The sequence below is a fragment of the Undibacterium sp. Rencai35W genome (assembly GCF_049340185.1).
Taxonomy (GTDB): domain Bacteria; phylum Pseudomonadota; class Gammaproteobacteria; order Burkholderiales; family Burkholderiaceae_D; genus Undibacterium.
Genome location: NZ_JBMPPC010000006.1, coordinates 199233 through 215824 on the forward strand (window position 1 = coordinate 199233; position 16592 = coordinate 215824).

The window sequence follows — 16592 nt, forward strand, 5'->3', positions numbered from 1 at the left end:
GAATCCATAATGACAATGACCATGACAGAGCCAGCAGCATCGACTATTGACAGCAAAATGGCGATCGAAATTTCAGGGTTGAATTTTTTCTATGGCGCGACCCGCAGTTTGCGCGATATCAACCTGAATATCCGCGACAAAAAAGTAACTGCCTTTATTGGCCCATCCGGTTGCGGTAAATCGACTTTGCTGCGCACCCTGAACCGTATGTATGATCTGTACCCAGGCCAACGTGCCGAAGGTCAGATCATGTACAACGGCAAAAATATTCTCGATGCAAATCAGGATATCAACCTGCTGCGCGCTAAAGTTGGTATGGTGTTTCAGAAGCCCACACCGTTTCCGATGTCGGTCTATGACAACATCGCGTTCGGCGTGCGTTTGTACGAAAACTTGTCCAAAGGCGAGATGGATGAGCGCGTTGAATGGTCCCTGAAAAAAGCAGCGCTCTGGACCGAAGTCAAAGACAAGCTGAACAAGAGCGGTCTGAGTTTGTCCGGTGGTCAGCAACAACGTTTGTGTATCGCCCGCGGCGTATCCGTCAAGCCAGATGTACTGCTGCTTGATGAACCAACCTCGGCACTGGATCCGATCTCGACCGTTAAGATCGAAGAATTGATTCATGAGCTGAAAGAGGATTACACCATCGCAATCGTGACCCACAATATGCAACAGGCAGCCCGCTGCTCGGACTTCACCGCGTATATGTATCTGGGTGAATTGGTGGAATTCGGTGAGACGGATCAGATTTTTATGAATCCTGTGAAAAAAGAAACGCAGGATTACATCACTGGCCGTTTCGGCTAGTCGCACACTGATTAAGCTACTGCGCGGAGCGATCTTGGTTCGGCGATGCTCGACGTACTAAAGTACGACTGCGCTTCTCAAACCAAGCTAGCCCCGCTCGCTATGCTTAATCAGCGCGCTTGTGAGATATTTAAGTAAAAACCAAGCAAAAAAATTGCACATTTAGGAGCATACCGTGACAGGCGAACATTCTTCAAAACAGTATGACAATGATCTGGAAACGATTCGTTCTAAGGTCTTGTTGATGGGCGGTCTGGTGGAGAGCCATTTCCATGATGCGATGTCCTGCTTTCGCACTGGTAATGCTGAGCATGCCGAGCAGGTGATTAAATCGGATCTGGAAGTGAATCGCCTTGAAGTGACTCTGGACGATATGTGCAGTCATCTGATCGTCAAGCGCCAGCCGGCAGCAAATGATTTGCGCACTGTCATGGCAACGGGAAAAGTAATTACCGATCTCGAACGTATCGGTGACGAGTCGACCAAGATTGCCCGGATATCACGCGATGCAAGTCTGGCACGCAAGCAGCAAGCGCTTTTCAACGGATATGATGCCGTGCGTGTTCTGGCAGCGAGTGTTGGCGATATGTTGCATCAGTCGCTAGATGCGTTTGCGCGTCTGGATCAGGCTAAGGCAGTGCAGCTGATCGCTCAGGATGCCTTGATCGACAACGACTTCCGTTCGATCATGCGCAATCTGATCACCTTCATGATGGAAGACCCGAGTACGATCTCGTCGACACTGGATGCGCTGTGGGTGGCAAAGGCAATCGAGCGCATCGGTGATCACGCCAAAAATATCGCAGAACACACTATCTACATCGTCGAAGGTAAAGACATTCGTCACTCCGACTATGTAGCGACTAAACAAGAGCAAAGTAACTAATTTATTCTATGATGGCTGCTGACAAGACTACTATTCTCATCGTTGAAGATGAGCCCGCCATCGTCGAGCTGGTGACCTTTACCTTGCGCGCCAGCGGATGGAATACCTATTCCGTCAATAACACGGCAGAGGCCTGGGAGTTTATTCAGCGCCGCACGCCGCAACTGGTGCTGCTTGATTGGATGTTGCCTGACCAGAGTGGTTTGCGTCTCTTGTCAAAGATCCGTGGTGACCGCCAACTGAACGAGGTACCGGTTATTATGCTGACGGCAAAAAGCATGGAAGAAGACAAGATTGCCGGTCTCGATCATGGTGCCGATGATTATGTGACGAAGCCATTCTCGCCGCGCGAGTTGACAGCCCGTATCAAAGCCTTGTTGCGTCGCAAGAGCCCCGAGCATGCACAAAGTGCGCTGGCTGCTGGTCCAGTGATCCTGGATCCGGTCAGTTGCACGGTCAAGATCGATGAGCAAAAGGTCGATATCGGTCATGCAGAATACAAGCTGCTCAAGTTTTTTATGGCGCATCCCGAGCGCGTATTCTCGCGCAGCCAGTTGCTCGACAAGGTCTGGGGCGATCATGTCGTTATCGAAGAGCGTACGGTCGACGTCCATGTGCTGCGTCTGCGCAAGGTACTGAAGAATGCGGAATCCTTGATTAAAACAGTGCGCAGCGTAGGATATATGCTGTCGGAGAAATAGAGCGGGGATCACCTTCGTTCGTGTTTCTGTAAGCGATCTAGGATCCCGCTGTATTTGCCAGACATTTTGATATACTCCCCCTGTAATTAATAAAAAACAGCCCAATCCGCACATTCTTATTGGTGGATTGAAATATACAGGGGTAGAGTATTTTCTCTTAAGCGTTACTTAGGGTAGTTAATGCATCCTCATCTTATCTTCTGGATCTCCGCCACCGTCCGTATTCTGGTGGTGCTGGGTCTGTCTGCTGCCGCTGGTTTTGTATGGGGACCCGTACCTGGTCTGGTTCTCGCTGTGATCGGTGTGATCGTCCTGATCGTCATTCAACTCTTCTTCTTGCTGCGCCTATCTGACTGGCTGGATAAACCGAATATCTCGCGTTTGCCGGATGGCTGGGGTGCCTGGACCGAAGTCTTCTCGCGGCTGTATCGTTTGCGTCGCGGCGACGAAAAGAATCAAACCGAACTGGCCGAATGGCTCGCCCGTTTTCGCCAGGCCATGACCCTATTGCCAGACGGCGTGGTCATCATGGATGACGTCCTGTTTCTTGAGTGGTGCAATCCCGCGGCGGAAAGCCATCTTGGCCTAAGCCTCAAGCAAGATAAAGGTATGCGGATTACCAATCTGGTACGCAGTCCTGAGTTCATGGATTACATTATCCTCGGTCGCTACGATGTACCGCTGACGCTGTCGTTCCGCGAGCGTAAGTTGATTGTCCATATCATCCCATTTGAAAACCGCAGACAGATTCTGGTCACGCATGATGTAACCGAATCCGAACGGATTGACATGATGCGCCGCGACTTTATTGCGAATGCCTCCCATGAATTGCGTACGCCTTTGACGGTGATCAATGGATTTTTAGAGATCGCCTCCTTGCAGCCAGACCTCGACGCCTCAACCCGCATGTCACATCTGAAGCTGATGGCAGAGCAGGGAGAGCGTATGCAAAGACTGGTTGAAGACATGCTGACCCTGACCCGTCTGGAATCGATGGATTACCCGATGCGACCGGATCGTATCAATATGCGCGCCATGCTGGAACAGATACTCGAAGAAGCGCATGCCTTGTCTGCGGGTCGGCATATCATCACGCTAGAATTTGATGGGCCGAATATCTTCGGCAGCACTGATGAGATACGCAGCGCGCTCACCAATCTGGTCACGAATGCGATTCGCTACACGCCAGAGAATGGTGAAATCAAACTGATCTGGAAGAATCTGTCGCAAGGGCCGAAATTTATTGTGCAAGACAATGGTATCGGCATCAGTGCCGAACATATTTCGCGCCTGACAGAACGCTTCTATCGCGTCGATAAAAGCCGCTCTCGCGAGACCCAGGGAACTGGCCTCGGGCTGGCCATTGTGAAGCATGTGTTATTGCGACACAAAGCGAATTTAATGATTGAATCCACACCCGAGGTCGGCAGTAAATTCTGCGCGCAGTTTCCGACGAGTGCTGTGGTGCAGGACGAGATGGATTGAGCGCAACAGATCTGACCTGATCTGCGGCGGTATAAATAAAAAAGGGCATCACATATAAATGTGATGCCCTTTTTTATTGCCCAGTTAATGCGCCTTAATTTCTATGCGCCGTCCTACCGCAAACTGATCGTCTGTTTCTTCCACAGCGGATCTTGCCAGCGATAGAACACGCTGAGCGAATTAGGGTTGTCGGCCCAACGCTCTACCTGCAGCGATTCGCCGCTGACGATTTCAAAGCTACGCTTGTAGCGGCCATCCACACGTGCTTCTCTCGCCATCAGGAGTTTTGTCGTTCCTGGTACCCATCCGGCAAATTCTGCATAGCCCAGATCCGGTTCTGCCGCTGCGGGCGGGATCACATCGATGACCCACTCTTTGCCTGTTTGGCGGAACAGCCACATCTCGCGCCAGGTGTCCATCGGCTGTACGGCCAGCGTCAGCGCGGTGTGCTGGGGATTGCTACGCGCTGAAGCTGTCCATACCAGGCTGTAGGTGCAGCGTTGTGCCAGCGGGGCTTTACTATCGTGTTTGGCATCAAGTAATGCAACGCAGGTTTCACCCGGTTGCCCCGTTGTGGTGACGATGCGCAGGTTCTTGCTGTCGGCTGATGCCGGTAGTGGTGCCGGTTCTGCTGCCCAGCGCATGCTGCCGGTACGTACGCCTGCTTCTGCATAGTTGACGAGGTCTTCGTCGCTCATTTCACTTTTATTTACGCCTGCTAATTCGGTCAATGCGCGATTTTCTGCGGCTTCGCTGTTGTTGCTGTTTGTGTCGTTGTTGCCGCCTTTGCGCTGGCGCTGAAACGCAATACTGGACCACACGCCGGCGCGGCGCATGCGGATGCGGTTCTTCTGGTATTCAGGTAATTCCGTAATCTCAACCTTGTCGAGCATCTCGGCGCGCCACAGGTCGATACTAGTACGCTCGGTTGGTCGTGTCGCCGGATCGATGCAGTCGGGACGTGTCAGTGCCAGCGCCGCTTTTGCTTTTTGCATCTGACTAGCATTCATCGCGAGTACGCGGCGAAATGCTTCGCCGTCATAGCAGAGCTGGATACGTCCATCCCTTTCTATGCTTTTTAGAGTCACGCCGTAATACGCGGCGACTTCCAGATGGGCGGCGATCTGGGTCTCGTTTTGCTTCACACCCGGATTAAGCGTTTTGCTTGATGCGCGACGTGCCAGACGCTCTGCCATCCCGCCTAAGGCGTCGAAGGCTTCGGCGTTGATTACCTGCACTGGAGCCGCCTTCAGGAAGGCTGCGGTGTAGGCGATGCCCAAGGCTTCTGCACCCGGGGTATCACGCAGAAAGCGCACGACGGACAAAAGCTCAGGCGCATCATCGGGCTTGGTCGAGATGATCCTGACCTGGCTTGCCTTGATATAGCCAGCACGCTCCCGGCGATGGTCATAGACTTGCAGGTAGTCGAGTTTTTCTCCTCGAATTTCCAGACTATCGCCTTGCCAGAGCACAGCTTGTTGCTGTGCTCTGTCTTTGGGCGCGGCGCGCAATTGCGCCTGATCCAGGGTCACGATGGCAAGGACGGTAATGACAGCAGCTAACATAATTATTGGCTCTCTTCAGTAGATGTTGTTTGTGCCTGTGCTTGTGTCTGTGCCTGCAATTGTGCTTGCTGGTTTTTGCCAGCACCCAATAGAGCGGAGCCAATGAAGCCGCCATCTGCCGGAGGAGGCGCAATGATCACAGAAATTTTGTCCGACAATTTATCCGCCATGGTTTTTTGGATTAACAATGGATGTTTGCTCAGTAAGGCACCGTCGCGTTCGAGCTGGGCGCTGGCGACTTTACCGACCAGATCCTGACGGTAGGCTTCGGCGTCGGCAAGTTTACGGCGTGAGTCTGCTTCACCGGCGGCTTCGATGATGCGTGCTTGGGCAGAGCCTTCTGAGGTTTTGATGCGGGAGATTTTTTCGGCTTCAGCCTCAAATTGCCTCTGCTCAATTTGTTTCTGTTTAAATGGCAGTACATGTTTCATCGCTTCTTCCTGTGCTTTGGCGGCGATGATCTGCTCGCTAGCAGCGGCTTCTGCGTTTTTTTCACGACGGATCTTTTCTGCATCGGCTTCAAGTGCAGTTTGCTGAACTTGCTTGCCTTTGAGTTCTAAGGTGTAGCGCATCTTTTCGCTTTCTAGTTCTTCTGCAAGGAGTTTTTCCATGCCGACTTTGTAATCAGGTGGCAGATCTACTTTACCCATCATGACGCTACGCAGTATCACGCCATCGTTAGCGAGCTTGGGCTTGAGTTCGGCTTCGATCTGCTGCTGGATTTCCTGACGTTTGCTGGAGAAAATTTCTCTCACGGTGTATCGGGTGAACGCCTTGTAGATGACGCCTTGCACCGCTGGTTCGACGATTTCACCGTTGATATCTTGCGGCAGGTTTTTACTCATGCTCGTCAGTTTCGCCGGGTCGAGCACATAACGTATGGTCAGATCTACCCCCAGCGATAAACCTTCGATCGACTGGAAAGGCGCTTCGCCATTGGCTTTGGCGCTTTTCACCGGACGGTAGGTCTGGTCTAGCAGCGAGTAGCGACGCAACTCATGGATGCCAGGAATCGCCATCACGGTACCGGCACGCAGTTCTTCCGAAACGCCGGTCAGTTGATTGATACGGATACCAACATCGCCGCGTTCTATTGTCTGGACGGGCGGATGCTGAATCACGGCATAAGCGGCGGTGCCGAGAACGGCCAGAACCGCAAGGCGTTTGATGATGGTGCCGCCGTGCGTTTTGATGCCGCCGGAGATACTGCCGGAGACATTGTTAGAGTTGATACCAGATGCGTCATTGCCGAACCCGCCAGAGACATGGCGTAGACCAGACACGCTTTTAGATAAGGTGGAACGGATGGCTTGTACGATGGCTTTGATACGGTCAGACATGACATTCTCCTGTGATGTTGTGGTCGGGTGCCGCGTTCATTCGCTGCTGTTCCCTGATACACATCATGCGACTGTGTGTGCGGAATAATCAACGAGGCAGCCGTGCCAGTATGTTCATCGTTCCTGAGCACTTGTTCCGTCTGCGGAGCCAGCGGAAGACTGTGTGAGTAAAAACTCACAGCCTGGCGTATGACTTTTGCGCCGAAAGCGTGGATACTTCACGCATCAGTGATCAGAACGAAGCAGGAGCAGCGCAGCATGGTAAAAGTAGCCGTAATCGAAGACGACCTGCCGACCAGTAATCAACTCAAGTCCTGGATAGAATCGGCGAAGCCAGGCATCCAGGTTGATCAATGGTTTAGCCGTGACGACGCCGAAGCCGCGCTGGCGCGTGAGACCTATGATCTGGTGGTGCTGGATATCGAGCTGGGGCGCGAGCGTCATGCCGGTGTTGCGATCATTAATGTGATCAATAAGAGTCAGGCCACGCCGGTACTCGTCGTGTCCGCCATGCCAGCGACGATCTACCGCAGCATCATGAAGGCACTGGATGCCTGGGATTATTTGCAAAAAGCGACGTTTGAAGAGACGGATTTCATCGACACCTTCTTAGAAATTTTACGCGCAGTCAAAGAACGCAAACAGCACAAGGACAACGGCAAACAAGTTGAGATCATCGATGAACTGGCGATGGATCCATTGCGTCAGCGCAGCCCGATCTGGCGCGGCCAGCGTATTAATTTGCCGCTGACCGCACAACGGATTCTGGCGGCACTGTTCGCCAGTCGCGGCCAGGTAGTGTCTTATGATGATTTATATGAGGTCGTCAAGAGCGGCCGTAACCGTGACAATATCCGAAAGCATGTCAGTACTATCCGTGACGCTTTTCGCGAAATTGATCCTGGGTTTGAATGTATAGAAAACGTACCGATGCGTGGTTTTCGCTGGGTGGATGGCAAGTGATGAAAGCGCTTTTTTCTGCACTGGCACCATATCGTTTGCGTCTCTTATTTCGCACCGCCTTTCTGCTACTTGCCGTGGCCACGGTTGCTCTGGCGCTCTCTGTACTGCAACAGGAGAAGCAACTCAGCTATAAGAATTATCAGCACAGTTTTAATAAAACCCGTGAGCAGATACTCTCAACCTTACGTCATCCCGCAGGTCAACTGGCCTTGTTGAATCCGCCCGCAGACAAAGGCGGTGAAGGCTTGCATCCTTTGCTGTTGCCGTTCTCGGCGCTGGATTTTGATGATCAGAATAAGGTGCAGCAGGCAGTAGCGATGTCGGGCTGTCTGGTGCAATACGGCAGCAGTGGTTCGCTGTGTTTGGGCATCGGTAATAATCCGTGGGCAGGTGGCTATATCTACGCAGCAGGTAGCTTCAATAGTGCCGATCTGGCCGCGCATCAGCGGGGTGATGAGAGTCTGGTGCAAGCGCACAGAATGCAGGTCAGCGTCAGCCTGCGCGGACAAACATATCAATGGATTGCGCCATTCGAAAAAATGACGGATGCAGGAAAAAAATCGGCAGGACTGCGCGGTCGCCTGACCGGATTCTGGACCAGTGAGGCCGACAAGCCAAATGCCCGGCCAGTGAAGGAATTCCGCGGCTGGATCTGGCAAAACGCGAATTGCAATCAGGCCGAACTCGATGATCAGGATCACACTTGCAGTAAGACCTCGTTCTATTCCTTGCGCCTTCCTATCGCTATCTGGCAAGAGGCCTTATTTGAGAAAAAACGTCCGGTCTGGCCACCCGAAGATCTTGATCAGATCAAAGTCAGGATCGCCGTGCTGGCACCGGACAGCAACGATACCTTGTTCGATAGTGAAAAAGAGACACCGACACCGCCATTCTCACTAAAAGATTTACAAGGCCAGTTATTGCCCGGCGAGACAGTGAGAATACGCAAGCTGTCTGGCGCTAAAGAGCTGGTGAACCTGAGTGGTCAGGTCGAACAAGAGAACGACTCGTGGAATGCACTGACGCGCCTGATTCGTCGCCTGCCTGTGGATGAGTATGATACGCCGCTGGAAAGTCGTGACCAGATCACAACCGCACTCGATAGTTACGAGGTCGTACTTAAAGGTGACTTGCGTAGTGTGAGCAAGAGCCTGGCAGTCGTGGCGACCCGCGTATCCTGGTTTGTCGGTGCGATGTTGCTGGCGCTATTTCTCACCTGGCTGATCATGGAAATCAGCATTATCCGCAAAATCACAGTGCTGACTAAACGCGCTGCGTCTTTGTCCAAAACGGTTAAAGGTACCGGTGGTTTGCAACAATTTGAGCTGGGGGATTTACGCGGTGATGACGAGTTGGGCGTCCTGGCAAGTTGCTTGCACGATTTGTTGCGACGGGTCAAAGAAGACGTCGAACGCGAAGGCATCCGCGCCGAGCAAGAGAAGCAGATGTGGCATGCCGTCGGTCACGAGATTATGTCGCCATTGCAGTCACTGATGGCGCTGCATGGCGCAGCCGATGATCAGAGCAGTCGCTATATTCACCGCATGCAGCAAGCAATACGCGTGCTGTATGGTAGCGCCTCGCCAAGTGAAGCATTTCAATCGACAGAGCTGCAAGTCACCAGTATCGACATCGCGGCTTTCTTGCGTAACGTGGCGGACAACGCGCCTTGCGTTGGCATTTCTCACGTTGAATTTAATAGTGGTGCGGAACCGATCATGGTCAGAGCCGATGATTATTCGCTGGAGGACGTCGTCACCCATGTACTACGCAATGCCGACCGCTATCGCCTGCCCGGTAGTCCGGTTCGGATTGACTTGCTGACCAGCGAGACAGGCGTCACCATTATTATCCATAACACCGGCCCGCGTATTGCTGTTGATATGCTGGACAAGATTTTTGAATACGGTGTCTCCGATCAGCAGGACTCGGGAGCAAATGGCAACCGCGGGCAGGGCTTGTTTGTCGCGAAAACCTATATGGCAAAAATGGGCGGCACGATCAGCGCGCAGAATACGCACGATGGTGTAAGCTTTGTGCTAAGTTTGCAGCGGGCGCATTAAGTTTGTTACTGCGGTTTTTGCATGATGTATTTGCTTGTAATTGGCTTGTAATTGGCTTGTAACCGCCGATTCATAACCGGTTCGTAATCACTTACGAATTGGGCTGCAACCCGCATGCAATTTGCTTGTGACTGCTTCCTGATTAACTTATACCAGCTGTTTAATTATTCATTTCATTGCCTATCAAAGATCGAGACATCATGATTACTGCGATTAACCATATTAATATCAAAGCCCCGTCGGATTTACTGGAACGTGTGCGGGATTTTTATTGCAGCGTACTCGGTTTGCACACAGGACATCGCCCGGCATTTCAGTCGCATGGTTATTGGTTATATGCAGGTGATAGCAGCATTATTCATTTATCAGAAGCAACGGTACTATCTGCCGGAGATAGCGATATCATAGCGACGACAGGCTATTTTAATCACATCGCTTTTTCTTGTCAGGATCTGGCGCAGACCAAAGATCAGCTTGAATTGTTTGGCATTTCTTACACCGTGAATACAGTGCCTGAGACGCAGCAAGTCCAGTTATTTCTTACCGATCCATCAGGGCTCGGTGTCGAGTTGAATTTTGCTCAGGCGATCTGAGATATTTTGTTTGACAGAAGCTAGATCGATATCCTCGTTGCGGATTACACATTACACAAAGCATTGGCATGTATTGAGGGATGGCAATAATGGCGCATAACTTGCGGTTTAATTCGGAGTCAACGATGAAGTCGTTGATCCGGGCCGTACTACGGTAGAGCTATGAGATTACCTACGTTTTTGTTCGCAGCATCTTTATCTTTGCTGCCTTTGGGTTCTGCTCATGCAATAGATCGTCTCGCAAACGGTTTCCCCGAACTTCCAAAGGATGCTCGAAAAGTAGCTGAAAGAAGCGTTACTTGCAATTATTTTTCAGGCGAGTTCAATGGTGATAAAGGTGAGCGCGATAAGGAAGTCGCAGTTCAGCTTCGTAAGCTGCAATGTGCGCATGTCGAGCGCGACCTCAGGAGTATGCGTGCTAAGTATCAAAAGAAGCCCAAAATTCTGACGGCTCTTGAAGAGGCGGATCAATGATTGTCTGGCCTGGCGCTTCATCAACGGATTCGCGTTGTGGGTGCTGTGGTCACACAATCGTTCGACTGACTCGATATGCGCACCAAATACGTATGCCAAGCTGTCGCCATTGTGAGGGATAAAAAAATTCCTTGAGCCGGCAAATGTCAACCAAGAGTGACTGTACTAACACTCCAGTCCTCTGCTAGTCGCCAATATTAAGTTTTGCGCAGGCGATCTGAGGTGCGTGGTCTGAAAGAAGTTGCCCTGGCGTCTGGCTTGGACACTTTTGATGTTGTTGATTGATGATGATTGATGATGATCAATGTTGATTTGCACTGATCGAATCAAGGTAACGCGGTTTTTTCAGCTACGTTCAGGCATTACTCATCATGTGTCTGATGATGTTCATCGACCCCGTTGCGCCAATAACTCGCTGCATGAATATGCGTTTTGTTCATGCCTTTGTCTAACAGGTAATGACGTAAAGGCTGTACCTGACTGAGCTCCGTGGCGATCCATGCATAGCCGGTGCCGTCCGGCAGAATTTGCTTTTGCAATGCCTGTAATAACGTCATCGCCGGATCATCATTCCTGATCCATTCAATCCGCACATTCTTACCATGCTGTAACGGGATTTGATCGCGTGAATCTGCGATGCTGATCAGGGCTATGACTTTTGTTTCTGCTGGCAATTCTTCTAGTCGTCTGGCGATTGCGGGCAGGGCGGTTTCATCGCCGATCAACAGGTACCAGTCGAAATCCTTGGATACCAGCAGTGAGCCACGCGGACCGCCTATGCCTAAGGTTTGGCCGGGCCTGGCCTGAGCCGCCCAGCTTGATGCGGGGCCATCGCCGTGCAGATAAAAATCTATGTCCAGTTCTCTGTTGATCGCGTCGTAACGACGCGGCGTGTAATTCCTGGCGATAGGACGCGCTGCATCATCCTCTGCGGCTTGGCCGGACTGCGGCAAAATCGGCTGCTCACTCCCTGTCACTGGAAAAAATAACTTCACGTGATCGTCGTGCGCAGCCGAGATAAAGCCATCAAGCGCATCGCCGGTGAAGGTGATTCTGCGCATATGGATACTTAATTGTTCAATACGTGACACGGTCAGCAGACGAAGTCTCAGCTCATGCCGTATGCGTTGTGTCTGGTGTAAATGTTCTGTCATTGTCTGTCCTTAGCCTGGTCGGCTTGTGATGATGTTGGGGTCATATAGTGCTCAGATTTTTCTCATACTCTGTACATATTCCGTGCATATTTCATCTAGCCTTCATCGATGATTTGATGCGCCGCCTGTTCTAATATGGCGGCTACACGGTCGGCTTCGGCGGCATTCCAGCTACCCCGACGTAACATCAGTGCGTGTTTCAAGGTATGCATGGCTTGGTGTACACGTTCCGGTAAAGATTGCTTCGCTTGTACGCGGGCAAACATATCGAGTCTTGCCATGATGCCGTCAACCTGCGCACGATTCGCCTCTAGGTAGTCGCGCCCGACGGTGGTGATGGTGTACAGACGCTTGCCGCTGGTCGCGGCGTTTTCTGATGACGTCACCTGATCCTGCTCTTCCAGCAAGGTCAGCGTCGGGTAGATCGCACCCGGACTTGGGGCATAGGCACCGCCGCAACGCTCTTCGATCGCCTTGATAATTTCATAGCCATGGCGCGGACTGATTTCTATTAGTGCCAATACGATCAGAGGCAGATCGCCGCGGCCAAACACACGTTCCGCACGTTCGCCACGTCCGCGTCCGTGACCGCCGCCACGCATACGCCCGCCGCCTGGTTCATCGTCATAGGTATCATCGCCATGACCGGCAAAATAGTGATGGTGATCGCGATGACCATCATGATGATGGCGACCGCTATGATGATGTTCGGAATGACGTTCGTGATGGCGCGCATGATGAGCGCGCAGAGAATCAAAAAGTTTCATATTTTCCTTTAAAGATATATCGTTAGAATGAAACTTAATGATATATCTTTAACTGGCAAAGTCAAGGCGCAATACAAATTTTTTTATGATTCGGCTGTGATCTGTCTTTGACCAGCGGGATGAGTTATTGTCGGAATACAGGTGAAAACTGTTCAGAAACGGCACAGAATAGCAACTTGCTTTACCTCCATTAACAGAATCCACAGGCTGGATGCGGCTTCCAGATGCATTTCGCGCCAACAGGCGCGCCCGGCTTGCGAGTTCGTTTGTGAAACTTTTAAAACCTCTGAATCGAAAAATTATATTGATAGAAATAGGACTTACGTAAAAATCAAAACCTCTCACCACAGAGGCGCGGAGACACAGAGAAAAGACAAGAGGTAAGGATTGAATGGTTCTGGAGTATTGGCTAAAGGATTTTTAGACGTCCCATATTGAACTCGCAGGCTGGATGCGGCTTCCAGAGGCATTTCATGCCAACAGGCGCACCTGGCTTGCAGGGTCGTTTGTGCAATCTTATATCGGAGAGAGAACGTATATGTACCTTGATCAAGGTCGCCTGATATTGCTGGTATGTACATCGCTACTGGCTTGGAGTAGCAGCTTTGCGCAAACAACGGAAGCGTATCCTGTGCACGTCATCAGCACGCCGCATGCCATCCAGGCACTTGATGGCAGCTATCTTCCGGTACCGGCACTTGAGAAAAAGGTGACTGATCTGATGGCCCGATCTTGCGTCACCGGTCTTGGCATTGCGATCTTTAATCAAAATAAAATTGTGTATCTCAATAGTTTTGGTTGGCGTCAAAAAGAGCAGCGACTGCCCCTGACCGTAGACAGCGTGATGTATGGTGCTTCGTTCACCAAAGCAGTGTTTGCCACCATGGTCACGCAACTGGTGCAGGAAGGAATCCTTGATCTGGATAAACCGGTTGAGCAATATTTGCCCAAGCCTCTGCCGGAGTACGACAAATATCGCGATCTGGCAAATGACCTGCGCTATCAGCGGATTACGCTGCGTATGCTACTGAACCATACGGCAGGCTTTGCCAATTTTCGCTGGCTGAATCCAGACAAAAAACTAATGCTCCACTTCATGCCTGGCAGCCGGTATGCGTATTCCGGCGACGGCATCAACCTCGCTCAATTCATTGTCGAACAGGCGACCAAAAAAAGTGTCGGCGACCTGATACAGGAGCGGATTTTTAACCCCTTACAGATGGTGAGCACAAGTATGACCTGGCAAGAACGCTTCAACGAAAATCTCGCATTTGGCTATGATGACAAAGAAAAAATCCTGGGACATAACCGCCGTAGCAACGTAAATGCAGCCGGATCGATGGACACAACAATCAATGATTTCGCCCAATTTATACAGTCGCTAATGCAAGGCAAGATATTGAATCAACAGGGCAAAGACATCCTGCTCAAACCAGGCATCGCCATCAACTCGGTGACGCAATTCCCGACCTTATCCAGCGCGACAACGCAGGACAACCAGACCATACAACTGAGCTACGGCTTAGGCTGGGGCCTGTTCCAGACACCCTACGGCAAAGCGTATTTCAAAGAAGGTCACGACGACGGCTGGGAGAACCATGCACTCATCTACGACGACAAACAAATCGGTATTGTCCTGATGAGCAACAGTGCCAATGGCGACAGCATTTTTAAAGAATTGCTGGAGGCATTAATCAAAGATACCTACACCCCGTGGAAGTGGGAGGGATATATTCCGGGATCTTGTGTAGTGGGTGATGGTGCGAAATAAATGGGTTGGGATTGAGGTAGATTTTTGCGCGGGTGCTTGGCAACTTGGACGATGTGATTTAACTTTTTCTTTGCTTACCTGACTGCTTACATTGATAGCGCCGACGTACGTAAAATTGACCTGACAATCAAGGTTGTTTAGTTTTTTTAGTCAACTGAAACCGTGTTGCTGATTTTGCATGTATATGTTAGCGTCAGTCACTTTTTTTATAACAAGTTGAGGTTTCAGTGATACCTTCGTTCACGCAATCGATCAAAGTCGCAAAAGAATTGGCTATTTGGCTTAACGAAAGAACGAATGAGAAGGAGGTACCTAGCGCAATCCGAGTGCGAACCGGGGTGGCAATTCTTCAGCTTTCGCTTGATCTTGCTGATGCAACACTTATCTTATTAGATGTGAATCTGCTTGGCCCGGCGTTGACTTTAGCCCGTCCTCTATTTGAAAGTTATGTCCGCGGCATTTGGCTACTGGAGTTCGCATCAGACGACGATATAGAAAAATTTAACAATGGTAAATGTCCGCTATTTCATGAGCTCTTAAATGCTATTGGCCGTGATGAAATTACTGGTGGCGCCTGGATACATGCCAACAAGAAGGCTAATTGGGGTTCCTTTAATGATTTAACCCATGGAGGAAGAGAGCATGTAAAACGCAGGAGCACAGATGACGCGGTTGAGGCAAACTATCCAGAATCAGAATTGGAAGCCCTTGTTAAATTCGGCATTGAAGTGCGGATTCGAATCGGTGCTGCACTCCTCTCTCTCATGAATGACGAAATGGCGATAAAGCAATTAAATGAAAAAGCAAAAGCAAAAGCTCTTCGTATCTAACCTTGCTATTAACCACCCGTCACCCACCCCAAGCGCAGGGTGGTCGTCTCGCTGGAGGCTCGCTGCACGTGCACTCAAACATCTGGCTCTTCATGCGGTTATCTGCTTTGTGTTTGCCTTGTTTCTGGGGTGGATAGAGATGCAGATCTACATCGCGCAGCAGGCGCCGGACTCGGCCCATGAGTTTGTCGGGATGTACCTGGTTATTGCGATCTACGTTACGGCACCGATAAGCTGCTGTTTTGCTGCACCGTTTCATCTGCTTGCCTATCTTCGCAAATCTGGCACAACGCGTCATGTGCTTTCGGTATTGGCGTCAATCGCGTCAAGCTTCGTGGCGGCGTTCGCTATTTATCTGCTGTCGAAATCCTGACGTGCTGCCGAACCTGTCAATCAAGCAGACTTTTAAAGGTATGGTGGCCTTGAGCTTCATTCTATTCCTGGCCGAATGCTCTATGCCGCTGCGATTCGTTTATCTGGTATGTCAGTCGTTGCTCGTAATATGAAGACGTACTCTAAGTTTCCGTTGCTTAGCCTTACGCTAGTGCTCGTCTCACTTCTCGCCTGGTTCGTTGTCGCTAGTCGTTTGGATCTGCATGCGTTTCAGTCGCAGAGATCTTCACTCCTTTTGCAAGTTGGTGCTGTCGACGGGGTCACGTTTGAAAGCGGGCAGGTGTGGCGGCTCTTGACGTCCCAGTTCCTCCACGTACACTTTCTTCATATGCTGGTTAATCTTGCCAGCATCTATTTGGTCGCCTCAGCAGTTGAGCGAATAATGGGACGTACTGCGCTCGTTATTATTTATTTTATTGGCGGAACAGCAGGCCAGTATTTTAGCGTGCTGCTCCACCCAGATCTCGTCAGTTCTGGTGCGTCCCAGGCGTTGATGGCCTTATGTGGCTTTATCTTATTGGCTTACCGGCGCTTTTCGCCATTGCGATATATCGTTTACTTGAGTGCTGCTATTGTGGTGTTTCAAATTTCACTGGATGTGTATGTCAGCAGCGCATTTAAACCCGGTCATAGTTTTAGCCTTCTGGCGGGCATGATGTTCGCTACGCTATTCAATCGTATTTCGCCGGCATCGCGAGGTGATGCCTGACCATCTCTGTAGCTGAATTTCTTTGAAAAAATTCATATAGTTTTTATACCGGCGATCTTCATAATTCCTCCATATTTTCATTTTAAAGTGA

Annotated in this window: 16 protein-coding genes; 11 read left to right on the plus strand and 5 right to left on the minus strand. The window is 50.7% G+C overall.

Annotated elements, in window-relative coordinates; genetic code table 11:
* Window positions 1–9 precede the first annotated feature (9 nt).
* The 4 genes from pstB to phoR all read left to right on the plus strand — a co-directional run bounded on the left by pstB (window position 10) and on the right by phoR (window position 3879).
* Window positions 10–807 (plus strand): phosphate ABC transporter ATP-binding protein PstB, encoded by a 798-nt coding sequence (pstB, locus tag ACO0K3_RS14760; protein WP_422957166.1) that lies wholly within the window; start codon window positions 10–12, stop codon window positions 805–807.
* 175 nt (window positions 808–982) lie between these two features.
* Window positions 983–1693 carry a phosphate signaling complex protein PhoU gene (gene phoU / locus ACO0K3_RS14765; protein ID WP_422957167.1) on the plus strand — a complete coding sequence of 237 codons (711 nt, stop codon included), beginning with the start codon at window positions 983–985 and terminating at the stop codon, window positions 1691–1693.
* Window positions 1694–1704: 11 nt separating this feature from the next.
* Window positions 1705–2394 (plus strand): phosphate regulon transcriptional regulator PhoB, encoded by a 690-nt coding sequence (phoB, locus tag ACO0K3_RS14770; RefSeq protein ID WP_422961661.1) that lies wholly within the window; start codon window positions 1705–1707, stop codon window positions 2392–2394.
* 180 nt (window positions 2395–2574) lie between these two features.
* Complete coding sequence (phoR, locus tag ACO0K3_RS14775) at window positions 2575–3879, plus strand: phosphate regulon sensor histidine kinase PhoR (RefSeq protein ID WP_422985845.1); 1305 nt, start codon at window positions 2575–2577, stop codon at window positions 3877–3879.
* 113 nt (window positions 3880–3992) lie between these two features.
* Here phoR and ACO0K3_RS14780 read toward each other — a convergent pair whose 3' ends face one another.
* Window positions 3993–5444, minus strand: coding sequence for a hypothetical protein (locus tag ACO0K3_RS14780; RefSeq protein WP_422985847.1), 1452 nt, complete (start codon window positions 5442–5444; stop codon window positions 3993–3995).
* A 2-nt stretch (window positions 5445–5446) separates the two neighbouring features.
* Window positions 5447–6784 carry an SPFH domain-containing protein gene (locus tag ACO0K3_RS14785; RefSeq protein WP_422985849.1) on the minus strand — a complete coding sequence of 446 codons (1338 nt, stop codon included), beginning with the start codon at window positions 6782–6784 and terminating at the stop codon, window positions 5447–5449.
* 258 nt (window positions 6785–7042) lie between these two features.
* Here ACO0K3_RS14785 and ACO0K3_RS14790 point away from each other — a divergent pair, with 258 nt between their 5' ends.
* From ACO0K3_RS14790 to ACO0K3_RS14800, 3 genes are all read left to right on the plus strand, one after another.
* Window positions 7043–7747 carry a response regulator transcription factor gene (locus ACO0K3_RS14790; RefSeq protein WP_422985851.1) on the plus strand — a complete coding sequence of 235 codons (705 nt, stop codon included), beginning with the start codon at window positions 7043–7045 and terminating at the stop codon, window positions 7745–7747.
* Window positions 7696–9810 (plus strand): sensor histidine kinase, encoded by a 2115-nt coding sequence (locus tag ACO0K3_RS14795; RefSeq protein WP_422985853.1) that lies wholly within the window; start codon window positions 7696–7698, stop codon window positions 9808–9810. The genes ACO0K3_RS14790 and ACO0K3_RS14795 overlap by 52 nt, the downstream gene beginning before the upstream one ends.
* Before the next feature lie 200 nt (window positions 9811–10010).
* Window positions 10011–10403, plus strand: coding sequence for a VOC family protein (locus ACO0K3_RS14800; RefSeq protein ID WP_422985855.1), 393 nt, complete (start codon window positions 10011–10013; stop codon window positions 10401–10403).
* 312 nt (window positions 10404–10715) lie between these two features.
* On the opposite strand, the gene ACO0K3_RS14805 is transcribed toward ACO0K3_RS14800, so the two are convergent.
* From ACO0K3_RS14805 to ACO0K3_RS14815, 3 genes are all read right to left on the minus strand, one after another.
* Complete coding sequence (locus ACO0K3_RS14805; protein WP_422985857.1) at window positions 10716–10976, minus strand: hypothetical protein; 261 nt, start codon at window positions 10974–10976, stop codon at window positions 10716–10718.
* Window positions 10977–11239: 263 nt separating this feature from the next.
* Entirely contained in the window at window positions 11240–12031 is a 792-nt protein-coding gene (locus tag ACO0K3_RS14810; RefSeq protein WP_422985859.1) for a siderophore-interacting protein, read from the minus strand.
* A gap of 95 nt (window positions 12032–12126) precedes the next feature.
* Window positions 12127–12798, minus strand: coding sequence for a PadR family transcriptional regulator (locus ACO0K3_RS14815; RefSeq protein ID WP_422985861.1), 672 nt, complete (start codon window positions 12796–12798; stop codon window positions 12127–12129).
* A 538-nt stretch (window positions 12799–13336) separates the two neighbouring features.
* Here ACO0K3_RS14815 and ACO0K3_RS14820 point away from each other — a divergent pair.
* From ACO0K3_RS14820 to ACO0K3_RS14835, 4 genes are all read left to right on the plus strand, one after another.
* Window positions 13337–14569 (plus strand): serine hydrolase domain-containing protein, encoded by a 1233-nt coding sequence (locus tag ACO0K3_RS14820; RefSeq protein ID WP_422985863.1) that lies wholly within the window; start codon window positions 13337–13339, stop codon window positions 14567–14569.
* Window positions 14570–14796: 227 nt separating this feature from the next.
* Complete coding sequence (locus tag ACO0K3_RS14825) at window positions 14797–15399, plus strand: DUF6988 family protein (protein WP_422985865.1); 603 nt, start codon at window positions 14797–14799, stop codon at window positions 15397–15399.
* Window positions 15365–15772 (plus strand): hypothetical protein, encoded by a 408-nt coding sequence (locus tag ACO0K3_RS14830; RefSeq protein WP_422985867.1) that lies wholly within the window; start codon window positions 15365–15367, stop codon window positions 15770–15772. The genes ACO0K3_RS14825 and ACO0K3_RS14830 overlap by 35 nt, the downstream gene beginning before the upstream one ends.
* Before the next feature lie 129 nt (window positions 15773–15901).
* Window positions 15902–16501, plus strand: a complete 600-nt coding sequence (locus ACO0K3_RS14835; RefSeq protein WP_422985973.1) for a rhomboid family intramembrane serine protease — start codon at window positions 15902–15904, stop codon at window positions 16499–16501.
* The last annotated feature ends 91 nt before the right edge of the window (window positions 16502–16592 follow it).

What these genes read in the sequence shown, in the direction of transcription:
- ACO0K3_RS14800 (WP_422985855.1), top strand. Translation starts at nt 10,011, where the DNA reads ATGATTACTGCGATTAACCATATTAATATCAAAGCCCCGTCGGATTTA.
- ACO0K3_RS14820 (WP_422985863.1), top strand. Translation starts at nt 13,337, where the DNA reads ATGTACCTTGATCAAGGTCGCCTGATATTGCTGGTATGTACATCGCTA.
- ACO0K3_RS14815 (WP_422985861.1), bottom strand. Translation starts at nt 12,798, where the DNA reads ATGAAACTTTTTGATTCTCTGCGCGCTCATCATGCGCGCCATCACGAA.
- ACO0K3_RS14795 (WP_422985853.1), top strand. Translation starts at nt 7,696, where the DNA reads ATGTATAGAAAACGTACCGATGCGTGGTTTTCGCTGGGTGGATGGCAA.
- ACO0K3_RS14790 (WP_422985851.1), top strand. Translation starts at nt 7,043, where the DNA reads ATGGTAAAAGTAGCCGTAATCGAAGACGACCTGCCGACCAGTAATCAA.
- ACO0K3_RS14810 (WP_422985859.1), bottom strand. Translation starts at nt 12,031, where the DNA reads ATGACAGAACATTTACACCAGACACAACGCATACGGCATGAGCTGAGA.
- ACO0K3_RS14780 (WP_422985847.1), bottom strand. Translation starts at nt 5,444, where the DNA reads ATGTTAGCTGCTGTCATTACCGTCCTTGCCATCGTGACCCTGGATCAG.
- phoB (WP_422961661.1), top strand. Translation starts at nt 1,705, where the DNA reads ATGGCTGCTGACAAGACTACTATTCTCATCGTTGAAGATGAGCCCGCC.
- ACO0K3_RS14835 (WP_422985973.1), top strand. Translation starts at nt 15,902, where the DNA reads ATGAAGACGTACTCTAAGTTTCCGTTGCTTAGCCTTACGCTAGTGCTC.
- pstB (WP_422957166.1), top strand. Translation starts at nt 10, where the DNA reads ATGACAATGACCATGACAGAGCCAGCAGCATCGACTATTGACAGCAAA.
- phoR (WP_422985845.1), top strand. Translation starts at nt 2,575, where the DNA reads ATGCATCCTCATCTTATCTTCTGGATCTCCGCCACCGTCCGTATTCTG.
- ACO0K3_RS14785 (WP_422985849.1), bottom strand. Translation starts at nt 6,784, where the DNA reads ATGTCTGACCGTATCAAAGCCATCGTACAAGCCATCCGTTCCACCTTA.
- ACO0K3_RS14830 (WP_422985867.1), top strand. Translation starts at nt 15,365, where the DNA reads ATGAAAAAGCAAAAGCAAAAGCTCTTCGTATCTAACCTTGCTATTAAC.